Genomic DNA, 13,437 nt, shown 5'->3' with positions numbered 1-13,437 from the left:
AATCGGATAACGGGTGATCCCCATTCGTTACCGGGTGGTTCGCACCCCTTGGGCTGCTGTGTCTGTTCTGATCGGCTTCCTGGCGCGAGACGCAGGTCACGCCCGCTGCGTCTCACTTCGTGGACACCTTGGCGCGTCCAGGACCAGTTGACACGTTTCCGCCGTGATCGCGTGTCGGGTTCACGCCACCGGGGCCCGGAACTCACTCGTCGGCCGTACTGGTCTTCCGGTAGAAAGACCAGTTACACCCCTCACCCGGGGCTCAGGGCGCGCATGTGCGGCGCGCCCGCTTTGTCCGTACCGCCCCGTCGCACGGAAGTCATCCGCCGTCCGGGGTCCGGACATGGTTCGGACATGTGCCCGACCCGCCTCCCACACCCAGAGGCGGTTACCCTCGATCTGCACTTACGACAAAGGGGTCAAGAAAAGTGGCAGCGGAGATCGTGAATCCTCGCAGCGACAACGGCACGGACGAAGGGACTCGCGCAGAGTTCTTCGATCCGGCCTTCGCGCTGCACCGTGGCGGCAAGATGGCGGTTCAGGCGACCGTTCCCCTCCGGGGGAAGGACGACCTGTCCCTCGCCTACACGCCGGGGGTCGCCAAGGTGTGCAGCGCCATCGCCGAACAGCCGGAGCTGGTGTACGACTACACCTGGAAGTCCCAGGTCGTCGCGGTCGTGACGGACGGCAGCGCGGTGCTCGGCCTGGGGGACATCGGCCCCGAGGCGTCCCTGCCCGTGATGGAGGGCAAGGCCATCCTCTTCAAGCAGTTCGGCGGCGTGGACGCGGTCCCGATCGCCCTCGACTGCCGTGACGTCGACGAACTCATCGACACCGTCGCCCGCATGGCGCCCTCCTTCGGCGGCATCAACCTGGAGGACATCTCCGCGCCGCGCTGCTTCGAGATCGAGCGCCGGCTCCAGGAGCGCGTGGACATCCCCGTCTTCCACGACGACCAGCACGGCACCGCCGTCGTCACCCTGGCAGCGCTGCGCAACGCCGCGCGGCTGACGGGCCGTACGCTCGGCGAGCTGCGCGCGGTGATCTCGGGCGCGGGCGCGGCCGGTGTGGCCATCGCCCGGATCCTGGTGGAGGCGGGCATCGGCGACGTGGCCGTGTGCGACCGCAAGGGCATCGTCTCCGGCGACCGCACCGACCTGACGGACGTCAAGCGCGAGCTGGCGGGCTTCACCAACAAGGCCGGTCTGACGGGCCCGTTGGAGGTGGCGCTGGACGGTGCGGACGTCTTCATCGGCGTCTCCGGCGGCACGGTGCCGGAGCCGGCGGTCGCGAAGATGGCCGAGAACTGCCTGATCTTCGCGATGGCCAACCCCAACCCGGAGATCCACCCGGACGTCGCCCACAAGTACGCGGCCGTCGTCGCCACCGGGCGCAGCGACTTCCCCAACCAGATCAACAACGTCCTCGCCTTCCCCGGCATCTTCGCGGGTGCCCTCCAGGTGCGGGCGTCGCGGATCACGGAGGGCATGAAGATCGCGGCGGCCGAGGCGCTGGCCGCCGTGGTGGCGGACGAGCTGAGCGCGGACAAGGTGATTCCCTCGCCGTTCGACGAGCGGGTCGCCCCGGCGGTCACCGCCGCCGTGGCCGCGGCGGCGCGGGCGGACGGCGTCGCGCGGCGCTGACGCCCCGAGCCTTGACGGGGAGGGCCGGTCCGGACCGTGGGGTCCGGGCCGGCCCTTCGTCATGGGCGCGTCACCGGAGCCGGCGGACGAAGGCGTCGTACACCTTGTTGGTGTCGCCGGGCACGAGGTTGTCCGCGGCGCTGCCGAAGACGAGCGTGCGCCCGGCCAGGTCGACGCTCGGGCCGCTGGACCACCCGTTGGCCTGGGAGCCGTCGGCGGCGACGCTGACCCGTTCGACCGCGCCGGTCACGAGGTCCTTGGCGAAGACGTCCTCGACGCCGTTGGTGTCACCGGGCACGAGGTTGGCGGCCAGGGACATGAAGTACACGTGCCGGTTGTCGGCGCTCATGACCCCGCCCCGGTACGCGCTGTCGTCGGCCTGCGAGCCGTCGGCCGCGACGCTGACGCGCCGGGTGACGCCGGTGAGCAGGTCCGTGGCGAAGACGTCGGCCTTGCCGTTGGTGTCGTTCTCCACCACGGCGTCGGAGGCGGAGGAGAAGAGCGAGTACCGGCCGTCGGGGCTCAGCGCGAAGTCGCCGTCGACCGCCACGCCCCCGCCGTCGCGGGACGGGGCGCCGCGCTGGACGCGGCCGGTGCGCAGGTCGTGGACGTACAGGCCCCGGGCGCGCGGCCGTTGCAGCGCCTTCTCCCCGCCGGGCGGCGTGACCAGGTCGGACATGCTCAGGAAGGCGACCTTGCCGCCGTCCGCGCTGATCTCGGGGGAGACGGAGAAGCCGTCGGCCTGGGCGCCGTCGCTCGTGACGCTCACCCGTTTCGTGATGCCGCGCAGGCGGTCGCGGACGAACACGTCCGTGCGGCCGTTGGTGTCACCGGGCACCAGGTCGTCCCGGTCGGAGGAGAAGGCGACGTAGCGGCCGTCGGCGCTGATGGACGGGGCCGAACTGTGCGCGGGCTTCGTGCCCTTGTTCTCGACGAGCACCTCGGTGCGGCCCGTGACCCGGTCGTGGACGAACACGTCGTAGTAGTCGCCCGGATTGCGGTGCGGGGCCAGGTTCTTGGCCTCGGAGTCGAAGGCGACGTACCTGCCGTCACCGCTGATCGAGGTCGTCCACGACGACCTGTCGGCGGGGGTACCGTCGGAGGCGACACTGGCCGGCTCGGTGCGGCCGGTGCGCAGGTCCTTCACATAGACGCGGCGCATCGACTCGGTGGCGCCGGGCACGAGGTTCGTGGCGCCGGTCTCGAAGGTGACGAAACGGCCGTCCGCGCTGATCTTCGCGCCGATGCTCTCGGCGTTCGCCTGGGCGCCGTCGGAGGCGGTGTTCACCCGCTCGACGCGGGCGTGGGCGCCCGGCGATGCGGCGCCCGCCGTATCGGCGCCGGTCAGGGGCAGGACGGCGGTGCAGCCGACGAGTAACGCGGCCGTGACGGTGGCGCGTCCGGAACGTCGCATGGTGTTCCCCCTCGCGTGGTCGCGCCTCGCGGATACGCGCGTATGCGCGTGGAGTGCGCGGAGGAAGCCAACAGTCCGGTCGGCCCCCGGTCAAGACACCGCGCACCCGGTCACGACGCGGCGCGTGTCACAGCGCCATGTGGTTTCCTCAGCCGCGCCCCGCCACTAGGTTCGGCTCATGTTCGCCGCCTACGCCGCACGCATCGACCGCGACCAGCCGCTGAACGGCCTTGAGCTGGGGGAGCGCCCCGAGCCCGTGGCACGCCCCGGCTGGACGATCGTCAACGTCAAGGCCGCCTCGCTCAACCACCACGACCTGTGGACGCTGCGCGGCGTGGGGATCGGCGAGGACGCGCTGCCGATGATCCTCGGCTGTGACGCGGCGGGCGTCGACGAGCAGGGCAACGAGGTCGTCCTCCACTCCGTCATCGGCGAGACCGGCCACGGCGTGGGGCCCGACGAGCCGCGCTCGATCCTCACCGAGCGCTATCAGGGCACCTTCGCCGAGCGCGTCGCCGTGCCCTCCTGGAACGTGCTGCCCAAGCCGAAGGAGCTGTCCTTCGAGGAGGCCACCTGTCTGCCCACGGCCTGGCTGACCGCCTACCGGATGCTGTTCACCAAGGCGTGCGCGCGCCCCGGGCAGAGCGTGCTGGTGCAGGGCGCCGGCGGCGGGGTGGCCACGGCGGCGATCGTGCTGGGCGCGGCGGCCGGGCTGCGGGTCTTCGCGACCAGCCGCGACGCGGCCAAGCGCGAGCGCGCCGTGGAGCTGGGCGCCGAGGCGGCGTACGAGCCGGGGGCGCGGCTGCCGCACCGCGTGGACGTGGTCGTCGAGACGGTGGGCGCGGCCACCTGGTCGCACTCGGTCAAGTCGCTCAGGCCCGGCGGCACTCTGGTGATCTCCGGCGCGACCAGCGGCGACCGTCCCCCGGCGGCCGAGCTGACACGGATCTTCTTCCATGAACTCCACGTCGCGGGCGTGACGATGGGCACCAAGGAGGAGCTGGCGGACCTGCTGGCCTTCTGCGCGGCCACGGGCGTCCGGCCGGTGATCGACACGGTGCTGCCCCTGGACCGGGCGCGTGAAGGCTTCGAAAAGATGAACAGCGGCGATCTGTTCGGGAAGGTCGTGCTGACGGTATGAACGGCGGATGCCGAAGAGACGCTCGCGCACGGCGGCGTTCCTTGCCGCGATCACCTGTCTCCTGACCCTTCTCACGCCCGGAGCCGCCGGAGCTGCCGGAGCCGCCGAGGCTCACGCTCGCCCCGGCCCCGGCCCCGGCATTCCCCCGCTGACCGACGAGCACGGCCGGGCGCTCACCCTGCGGGGCTGGAACCTCGCGGACAAGGAGCACCGGGGCGAACGCGCCCTGGAGGACATCACCGAGCGCTCGCTGCGCGACATGGCGGGGAAGGGGTTCGACTTCGCGCGGCTGGCGGTCTTCTGGGACGACCTGGAACCCCGGCGCGGCGCATACAGCGAAACGTATCTGCGGAAGATCGAACGCGTCCTGGCCTGGGCGGCGAAGTACCGGGTCCGGGTGCTGATCGACGCCCACCAGGACGTCTACGGACCGGCCTTCGGCGGCCACCGGGGCATCCCGGCGTGGGCCACCCGCACCGACGGGCTGCCCTACCGGCAGCACCCCGACGACTGGTTCGCCGAGTACTTCGAACCGGCCGTCCAGGCCGCCTTCGAGCACCTCTACGAGGACGCCGACCTGCGCCTCGCCCAGGAGCGGATGTGGCGGGTCCTGGCCGGCCGCCTCGCCGGCCACCCCGCCGTCCTGGGCTATGACCTGATCAACGAGCCCATGGGCCGGATGCGCCCCGGCGAGGACCTGTTCACGGCCGCCCGCCGCATCGAGGCCACCCAGGTCACCCCCATGTACCGGCGCCTCGCGCGGGCGATCCGCGAGGTGGACGGGAAGCACTGGATCTTCATCGAGCCCACCCCGGCGGCGGGCGAGGGCAAGCCCACCGGCCTGGGCCGGGTGGCCGACCCGAAGATCGTCTACGCGCCGCACTTCTACAACGCCGCGATGGAGCTGGGCCGGGACTACGATCCCGCGTCCGGCTGGCTGGAGGCCTACGAGGCGGCCGTCGTCCACTACCCGCGCGAGCAGCGCGTGCCCGTGGTGGTGGGGGAGTGGGGCCCGCTCGACAGCTCGCTGCCGAACATGGGCCGGTTCTACGAGGACGCCATCGCCTCCATCGGGCGCTACGCGTCCGGGTGGGCGAGCTGGCAGTGGTGCTACGGGGAGACGTACTGCGCCATGGACCGGCAAGGGCGCTTCCGCCCCAACAAGGAGCGCACGGCCCGCCCGTACGCCCCTGCTGTGGCCGGTACGCCCCGCGCCGAGGCGTACGAGCCCGGCGCGCGCTCCTACCGGCTCACCTATCTGCCCTCGCCCGGAGGAACCAGCGAGCTCTCCCTGCCGCCCGACCCCCGGGGCTGGCGCGTCACCGTCACCGGACCGGCCCGGACCAGCGGCGGAACCGTGCGGCCGGGCCGGCGCGGCACGGTGTTCCTGTACGCGACGGGAAGGGCGGCGGGCCCGGTCACGGTCATGGCCACGGCGGGACACGCTGTGAGGTGACGAGGAGTGGTGGCGCTGTTCGGGAGCGCTGAGGATGATGCACTCCGGGGCGCTCGCCCTGCTGTTCACCGCGCGGTCGCGCGACGTTGTGAATGAACGTGCCGGTCCGGTTTCCGGGCCGCCGGGGGTGAAGCCATGTCCTCGCCGATTCCATCGCTGCCGTCCGTGGGCGACTTCATCGCGGCGTTCGAAAGGTTCGTCGTGGCGCCGCCGAAGCGGCGGGGACCCTCCGCCAGGATCGTGCTCATGCCGCAGGGCGATCCGGGGGTGGCGGCGCGGATCGCCACGGGGGAGTGCGGACGGCTGCGGGTGCAAGGGCGCGCGCTCGTCCCGTACGCCCGGGTCCTGGAGTTATCCGGGACAGGGACCCAGGGCCCGGACGTCTTCGAGCAGATCGAGCAGGGCCTGCTGGGCAACCTGCCCGAGGGGTTCGGGCGGCTGCGGCTGCCGCGCTACCACCTCGTGCGGGCCTTCGCCGAGGCCCGCTCCGGGGAGCGGGATCCGGACGTACGCGCCCGGGACCTGCGCGACAAGTGCTTCGAGGAGCGGCGCAAGAGCTCGGTCGTCCTCAGGGCCCTGCGCGCCATCAGCCTCGCCGACGTCCCCGGCATGCCGTCCTGGGTGTGGCAGCCCCTGCGGCCGCTGTTCGAGGTGCTGCCGCGCTGGCTGTACGGGCGGCGGCAGCGGCGCCGCATGATGGGCGAAGGCGGCTGGTTCCGGGACTGGGCGGGGCTCCCCGCCGGGCGCGGCGACTTCTTCGGGCAGCACGAGAAGGTGACCGGCCGCAAGGCCGACGCGCTGCTGTGCGCGCTGCTCGGCGATCTGGAGGACGCGGTGGGGCGCCGCCGCCTCTCGCCGTGGGTCCGGCGGCGCCGCACCCGCTTCGTCCTGGTCCTCCCCAAGGCGGGCGCGGCCGGTTCGCTCACCGAGAGCGTGGTCGAGGGCTTCCCGAGGGCCGTCGAGCTGACCGGGAGCACGGCCGTGGCCCTGCTGGCCGTGGGCTATCAGGACGGGAGGGAGGCGCCCCAGTCCTTCGCGACGGCCACCAGCACCATCGACTCCTGGACGCCCGGCCAGAGCAGGGGCCGGGGCCGGTCCGTCCACGTGGCCGTACCGCCCCACGGCGCCGGGACCGACGAGGAGGCCGACAGCTTCTTCGACAGCCGCCCGGAGATCTGCCTCGACGGCGGGGCGCCCTCCGCCGCCGCGCCGCGCTGGGAGGCCCTGGGACTCGCGCTGGCGGGCGTCCTGGTGCTGTCGCTCCTCGCCTACGGCGTCGTGCTCTTGTTCCCCCGGCCGGCGAACACCCGGTGCCTCGGCGCCACCGTCCCCGAGGCGAAGTCGGCCCCGCCGGGCAAGACCACCGGCCGGAGCCCCAAGGTGGTGTACCAGGAGGCCCTCGACACGATCAAGAACCAGAACGACCTCGCCGACGTGGCCGCCCGGGTGAACCACGCGATGGTCCGCACCGTGGTCTACCTGGGGGTGCCCGCCCTCGCCGACACCTGGAAGGACGGCATCTACAGCGGCGCCATCCCCGAACTGCGCGGCATCGCCCTGGCCCAGGGGGAGCTCAACGGCGAGGCGGCCAGGGTGAACGACAAGGTCTGGCTGAAGGTCAGGGTCGAGGACGCGGGGATGCGCTTCTCCAAGGCGCCCGAGGTGGCCGAGCGGCTGGCGCGGGAGATCCGGGCCGAACCGTCCGGCGCCCAGCAGATCATGGGCGTGGTCGGGCTGGCCCAGAGCCGCCCGGACACCCTCAAGGCCCGTGACGTCCTCGCGGCCGCCAACGTGCCGATGGTCGGCACCGTGGCGACGGCCGAGGCGATGCAGCGCAGCGACCTCTACCGGCAGGTGGCCCCCGACAACCGGCGCGAGGCCCGGATCGCGGCGGCCTTCGCCCGTTACGGCAACCTCGTGGAGACCGCGCCCGGCCGCTGCGCCCCGGCCCGCCGGGCGGTGGTCGTGGCCGACCCGGAGGACACCTACAGCGACAACCTGAGCAGACGGTTCGTCGCGGCGTTCCCCGACGCCCGCACCATCTGGTACACACCCAACCCCGGCAAACCGTCCGATCGGCGTGATCCCCCGAACGACCGCACGGAGTGGGCGCGTTCCCTGTCGGACATGGCCCGGACGGTGTGCGCGCGGATCAAGGAGGACCCGCGCACGGTGCTCTACTGGGCCGCGCGGCAGAACGAATTCGCCGCGTTCCTCGACGAGTTCGACGGGGGCACGTCGTGCAACGACGGGCTGACGGTGCTCGGCGGCGACGACCTGACCGGCGTCGTCCTCGACGACCAGCAGCCGAGCAAGCGCCACCCCAAGGTGCGGCTCTACTACGCCGCGCACGTCCTGCCGAACGGCTATCCCGCCAACGCCATGGGCGAGCGCTTCCGGCAGGCGTACCGCGATTCCTACGGCGACGACGACCGGTGGAGCGACGACGGCCGGGCCCCGCTCGCCTGGGACGCGCTGCAGGTGCTGTCGAAGGCCGTCAACACCGCCTACCAGGACTCGCATTCCTCCCTCCTCACCCGGGGCATGGTCGAGTCGGACCTCGTGAAGGGGGTCGGCGGACCGTCCGGCATCCAGGGCGCCACGGGGGCGCTGGCCTTCGCCAACGGCGGGAAGGTGCCCGTGGACAAGCGGCTGTTGATCCTCCACGACACCCGCGACGGCCCCGAGGTGTCGCTGGAGTGCGGGTACCGCGACAGCGGGACGGAGCAGAGGACCTGGGGGCCGGGCGGGACGTTCGACTGCCCCCGGGACGAACAGGACCCGGACGGAGCCTGACGCGGTGACGGTCGCGGCGTGGCGGTCGCGCGGTGAGGGCCGCGCGGTGAGGGCGTGCCGTGACGCTCGCGCCGTGACGTTTACGCCGGGGCGTGCGACGAAGTGCGCCGGAGTGGGTGGCGCACCCCGGGAGTGCTGAGGATGATGGGCTCACGGGGGCGTATCCCCGTGTCCCTTGCCGTGACCGCCTGTCGTGGAAGGGGCTTGCCGGCCCGGCTCCGGGCCGTTCGGGGGGTGAAGCGTGTCCACGCCTGTACCACCATTGCCGTCCGTGGGGGACTTCGTCACGGCCTTCGAGGAGTTCGTCCTGGTGCCACCGGGCCGGCGCGGACCCTCCGCCAGGGTGCTCCTCGTGTCGCCGCCGGGCGGCGTCGAGGCGGAGCGGATCGCCGACGGCGAGTGCCAGCGGCTGCGCGTCCGGGGGCGCGCGCTCGTCCCGTTCGCCCGCGTCCAGGAGACGACGCGGCGCGTCGGCTCCACCTCGCGCACCCACGACGTCTTCGAGCAGATCGAGATCGCCCTGCATGAGAACCGGCCCCCCGGCTTCGGCCGGCTGCGGCTGCGGCGCTACGACCTCGTGCGCGCCCTGGCCGACGCCCGCACCCGGGAGACCCAACCGTCGGTGCGGGCGAGGGACTTCCGCGATCAGTGCTACGCGGAACGGTGCAAGACCTCGCTCTTCCTCAAGGCCCTCTACGCGATCAGCGGCGACGACCAGGCGCCCGCGAGTATCCCGGGCTGGCTGTGGCACTGGGCGCGCCGGCCGCTCTTCGGCGTGCTGCCGCGCTGGCTGTACGGGCGGCGGCAGCAGCGCCGGATGATGGGCAAGAACGGCTGGTTCCGCAGCTGGGCGGGGATATCCGCCGGGCGCGGCGACTTCTTCGCCCACCACGACGCCGTCGCCCGCGGCCGGACCGACGCGTTGCTGTGCGCGCTGCTCAGCGATCTGGAGGACGCCGTCCAGCGCGGGCGGGTGCTGTCACCGTGGGTCCGGCGGCGCCGGAGCCGGTTCGTCCTCGTCCTGCCCCGGGCGGGGGCGCCGGGCTCGGTCACCGAGAGCGTGATCCGGGGGTTCCCCGAGGCGGTCGAGCGGACGGGCAGCACGGCGGTGGCGCTGCTGGCCGTCGGCCGGGACGGCCGGGACACCGCCCAGACCCTCGCGGCGGCCACGACCACCATCGATTCCTGGACCCGCAGCCAGGGCCGGGGCCGGGGCCGCACCGTGACCGTGGGGGTGGGCCCCTACGACGGCCGCCCCGACGAGGAGGCCGAGAGCAGGCTGCGCGGCTACCCGGAGATCCAGCCCCGCAAGGTCTACTCCGACGGCGCGCCGCGCGTCGAGGCCGCCGTGATGACGGTGGCGGCGGTCGCGGCGCTGTCGCTCGTCGCGCAGTTCGCGGTGGCCCGGATCGGCGCGGAGACCAGCACCGAGTGCGTCGGCGCGAGCGTGGCCATGCCGGAGTCGGCCGCCCCGGGCAAGGTCCCCGAGATCTCCCCGAAGGAGCTGTACGAGCAGGCGCTGGCCTCCATCAGGACACAGAACGCGGAGGCCGACGCGGCGGCGAAACGCCCCAACACCGCCGTCCGCACCGTCGTCTATCTCGGGGTGCCCGCCGTCGCCGAGACCTGGAAGGAGGGCATGTACAGCGGCTCCATCCCCGAACTGCGCGGCATCGCCCTCGCCCAGGAGGCGCTCAACCGCGAGGCGTCCCGGGACGGGGCCCGCAAGGTGTGGCTGCGGGTACGGGTCGAGGACGGCGGCCAGCAGTTCGCGAAGGCGCCCGAGGCGGCCGAACGGATCGCCAAGGAGGCCGAGGAGGAGCGGAAGAGCGGCGGCAGCCAGCAGATCATGGGCGTGGTCGGGCTGGGACAGAGCCGGACGGCCACCCTGAAGGCCCGGGACACCCTCGGCGCCGCCGGCCTCCCCGTGATCGGCACGGTGACGACGGCGGAGCAGATGCAGCAGCACCACATGTACCGGCAGGTCGCGCCGGACAACCGGCGCGAGGCGCGCGTCGCCGCCGACTTCGCCCGGCGCGGCAACATCGTGGAGACCTCGCCCGGGGTGTGCGCCCCCGCCCGGGAGGCGGTGGTCGTGGCCGACCCGACCGACCGCTACAGCGACAATCTGCGCCGCCGCTTCGTCCAGGAGTTCAAGAACACCCGCACGATCCTCTACTCGGCGGACTCCGAGACCCCCTTCGACCCGACGCAGGACGACCGGACCGAACGGGCCCGCACCCTGGCGGACATGGCGGCCTCCGTCTGCCGGCGGATCAAGGCCGAGCCCCGCACGGTGGTGTACTGGGCGGGCCGGGGCACGGAATTCTCCGCGTTCCTCGACGAGTTCGACAACGGCACCTCCTGCCGGGGACATGTGACGGCCCTCGGGGGCAACGACCTGACCAGCGCCGTCGTGGACGCCCAGCAGCCCAGCAGCCGCCACTCGGGCGTACGGCTCTACTACGCGGCACACGCCGTGCCCAAGAGCTACTGGCCCAACGAGGTGGGCCGGGCCTTCCGCACCCAGTACCTCGACGCGTACGGCAAGGACGACCTGTGGAGCAACGACGGCCGTGCCCCCGTCGCCTGGGACGCGCTGCGGCTGCTGGCCACCGCCGTGAACACCGCCCGCCAGACCTCCGGCACCGGCTCCTTCTCGCGCGACACGGTGCAGACCGTGCTGGCGTCGGGGGCCGGGGGCGGCGACGGGGTGCGCGGCGCCACCGGGACCCTGGTCTACGACCAGGGCCGGAAGGTGCCCCGGGACAAGCGGCTGCTGATCCTCCACGACACCCGCCAGGGCCCCGAGGTGGCGCTGGAGTGCGGGGTCCGCGACAGCGGCGACGAGAAGACGGCGTGGGGTCCGGGGGACGCCTTTGAGTGCCCCCGGGACGCGGGGGACGCCTCGTAGCGGGACGCCCCGCAAGGGGCGCGGGGAACTGCGCGCTCAGCCCAAGGCGGCCCGCAGTTGCAGGATGCTCCTGGGCACCGAGGGCGGCTGCGGGCCGCCTGTGGCTGGTCGCGCAGTTCCCCGCGCCCCTACGGCGCCTGCGGCGCCTTCAGCAGCCCCCCGATCCGCGCGGCGGCATCCGCCAAGCGGGCCCGCGCCTCGCGGAGCTGATCCGGCGTCACCCCATGATCGCGCGCCGCATCCCGCACCTCGTCGCGGAAGCGGTCCAGCAGCCGGTCGAGGTCGCGGGCCGGTTCCTTGGAGAGGGCGTCGTCGGCGACCGCCCACTCCGGCAGCGGGTACGAGGCGCGCAGCGGCTCGTCCTCCGCCCGCTCCACGACGATCACCGGCTCGTCGGCGGACTGCCCCGGCGCCCGTCCGGCGCGCATCTGCCCCGCCAGTACGCCGAGATCCTTGGCCAGCGCGCCGACGCCTTCGGCGATGCCCGCGGGCCAGTCGCCGTGCCGGGCGTGCTCACGGACCTGTTCCTGGACGCGCTCGGCGATGCGCCGCACCTCCTGGCGCGTCTGCTCCTGCGCCTGCCGGGCCTGGCGGCGGGCCGTCTGGGCGTCCTGGCGGGCGCGGCGGCTCTCCTCCTTCGCCCGGCGGGCCTGCTCCTTCCACTCCTCCTTGGCCTTGCGGAACTCCTCCTTCGCCCCGGCGAAGTAATCCCCTCCGGAGCCGGCGGCGCCCGGCTCCGTACGGGCCTTCAGCGCCTCCTCGCGCATCTCGCGGCGCAGATCGCCGGCGGCGCCGCGCACGTCCTCGCGGATGTCGGCGGCCAGCGCGGCGACGGACTCGCGGATCTCCAGCTCCAGGTCGGCCAGTTCCCCCCGGCGGTCGGCGAGTTCGGCGCGGCCGGCGTCGGTGATCGAGTAGACCTTGCGGCCGCCCTCGGTGGTGTGGGTGACCAGGCCCTCCGCCTCCAGCTTGGCGAGGCGGGGGTAGACGGTGCCGGCGGAGGGGGCGTAGAGCCCCTGGAAGCGTTCCTCCAGCAGGCGGATGACCTCGTAGCCGTGGCGCGGGGCCTCGTCGAGGAGGCGCAGCAGATACAGGCGGAGCCGGCCGTGGCCGAAGACGGGGGGCATCAGAGGACCTTTCCCGACGCGGGGGCGTCGTCATCGGGGGACGGCGGCCGGCGCAGCAGCGCGACCGCGCCGGAGACGGTGGTGATCTTGAGTTTGCCGCCGCCCGAGCCCAGCGTGCCGGTGATCCGCTTGGCGCCCCACTGCCCGCCGACCCGCAGGTTCTCGAAGGCGCAGGAGACCGGGCCACTGGTGGTGTTGGCCTCGACGTCGGCGTCGACCGGCTGCGGCAGCCGGATGGCGACCTCGCCGGAGACGGTGGTCAGCGCGAGGTCGGGGGTGCGGGCGGTGCCGGCGAGGTCGATGGTCATGTCGCCGTTGACGGTCTCCGCCTTGACCCGGCCGCCCGTGCCCTCGATCAGGGTCAGGTCGCCGGAGACGGAGTTGAAGCGCAGGTCGCCGGCGAGGGCCTGGGCCTCCAGCCGCCCGGAGACGGACTCCGCGCGGACGTCGCCCCGTACGCCGACGAGGGTGACGTCCCCCGTGACGCCGCGGACCTCCGTGGGGCCCGTGATGCCGGAGACGACGGCGCTCGCGCCGACCACGCCGGTCTCGACCCGGGTGGCCGTGGGCACGGTCAGCGTGATCGTGACGGAGCGCTTCCACTCGTCGCGGTCGAACCACTTGAGGATGTTCTTCCAGGGCAGGTCGTCATAGGCGACCGTGAGGACGCCCTTCCGGAGGCTGACGACGAGCGGGGCTCCCTCGATCTCGGACAGCTCCAGCCCGGCGGGGCCGCTGTCGGTGCCCACGACATTGACGGTGCCGCCCACGACGCGCACCGCGAGCGCCGTGACGGGTTCCTCGAAGGTGAGCTTCTGGGGTGCGGCCAGTGACCACTGCGACCGGTCCGGCATTCCGGGCCTCCTCCGTACGGGCGTAGTGCTGCGCACGCGGCACCGCCGCGACGCAACATATCGCGTCTCCTGCAGAACACGATATATCGTGG

8 protein-coding genes are annotated in these 13,437 nt (G+C 73.1%); 5 read left to right on the top strand and 3 right to left on the bottom strand.

The window, feature by feature from the left end; all coding sequences use genetic code 11:
• Positions 1–428: 428 nt before the first annotated feature.
• On the top strand, positions 429–1,643 hold the full coding sequence (locus tag IE096_RS12260) for an NAD(P)-dependent malic enzyme (protein WP_189451456.1): 1,215 nt from the start codon (positions 429–431) through the stop codon (positions 1,641–1,643).
• A 70-nt stretch (positions 1,644–1,713) separates the two neighbouring features.
• Here IE096_RS12260 and IE096_RS12255 read toward each other — a convergent pair whose 3' ends face one another.
• Positions 1,714–3,057 carry a TolB-like translocation protein gene (locus IE096_RS12255; RefSeq protein ID WP_189451455.1) on the bottom strand — a complete coding sequence of 448 codons (1,344 nt, stop codon included), beginning with the start codon at positions 3,055–3,057 and terminating at the stop codon, positions 1,714–1,716.
• Positions 3,058–3,235: 178 nt separating this feature from the next.
• Here IE096_RS12255 and IE096_RS12250 point away from each other — a divergent pair, with 178 nt between their 5' ends.
• From IE096_RS12250 to IE096_RS12235, 4 genes are all read left to right on the top strand, one after another.
• Positions 3,236–4,198 carry a zinc-binding dehydrogenase gene (locus tag IE096_RS12250; protein ID WP_189451454.1) on the top strand — a complete coding sequence of 321 codons (963 nt, stop codon included), beginning with the start codon at positions 3,236–3,238 and terminating at the stop codon, positions 4,196–4,198.
• Between the two features lie 7 nt (positions 4,199–4,205).
• Positions 4,206–5,654 carry a cellulase family glycosylhydrolase gene (locus tag IE096_RS12245; protein ID WP_189451453.1) on the top strand — a complete coding sequence of 483 codons (1,449 nt, stop codon included), beginning with the start codon at positions 4,206–4,208 and terminating at the stop codon, positions 5,652–5,654.
• Positions 5,655–5,789: 135 nt separating this feature from the next.
• Positions 5,790–8,450: a type 1 periplasmic-binding domain-containing protein gene (locus IE096_RS12240; protein ID WP_189451452.1), complete on the top strand. Its 2,661-nt coding sequence runs from the start codon at positions 5,790–5,792 to the stop codon at positions 8,448–8,450.
• Positions 8,451–8,721: 271 nt separating this feature from the next.
• Positions 8,722–11,364, top strand: a complete 2,643-nt coding sequence (locus IE096_RS12235) for an ABC transporter substrate-binding protein (protein ID WP_229820122.1) — start codon at positions 8,722–8,724, stop codon at positions 11,362–11,364.
• 128 nt (positions 11,365–11,492) lie between these two features.
• Here the strand turns inward: IE096_RS12235 and IE096_RS12230 are convergent, their stop codons facing one another.
• Both IE096_RS12230 and IE096_RS12225 read right to left on the bottom strand, forming a co-directional pair.
• Positions 11,493–12,491: a PadR family transcriptional regulator gene (locus IE096_RS12230; protein ID WP_189451450.1), complete on the bottom strand. Its 999-nt coding sequence runs from the start codon at positions 12,489–12,491 to the stop codon at positions 11,493–11,495.
• A complete protein-coding gene (locus tag IE096_RS12225) occupies positions 12,491–13,345 on the bottom strand; it encodes a DUF4097 family beta strand repeat-containing protein (RefSeq protein WP_189451449.1) in 855 nt (284 codons plus the stop codon). The genes IE096_RS12230 and IE096_RS12225 overlap by 1 nt, the downstream gene beginning before the upstream one ends.
• Between the last annotated feature and the right edge of the window lie 92 nt (positions 13,346–13,437).

The organism is Streptomyces abikoensis (assembly GCF_014648775.1).
Classification (GTDB): domain Bacteria; phylum Actinomycetota; class Actinomycetes; order Streptomycetales; family Streptomycetaceae; genus Streptomyces; species Streptomyces abikoensis.
This window is presented reverse-complemented; position numbering and strand designations above follow the sequence as displayed.

Coding starts and splice junctions, on each gene's coding strand:
- IE096_RS12255 (WP_189451455.1), bottom strand. CDS start 3,057: ATGCGACGTTCCGGACGCGCCACCGTCACGGCCGCGTTACTCGTCGGC.
- IE096_RS12250 (WP_189451454.1), top strand. CDS start 3,236: ATGTTCGCCGCCTACGCCGCACGCATCGACCGCGACCAGCCGCTGAAC.
- IE096_RS12245 (WP_189451453.1), top strand. CDS start 4,206: ATGCCGAAGAGACGCTCGCGCACGGCGGCGTTCCTTGCCGCGATCACC.
- IE096_RS12240 (WP_189451452.1), top strand. CDS start 5,790: ATGTCCTCGCCGATTCCATCGCTGCCGTCCGTGGGCGACTTCATCGCG.
- IE096_RS12230 (WP_189451450.1), bottom strand. CDS start 12,491: ATGCCCCCCGTCTTCGGCCACGGCCGGCTCCGCCTGTATCTGCTGCGC.
- IE096_RS12225 (WP_189451449.1), bottom strand. CDS start 13,345: ATGCCGGACCGGTCGCAGTGGTCACTGGCCGCACCCCAGAAGCTCACC.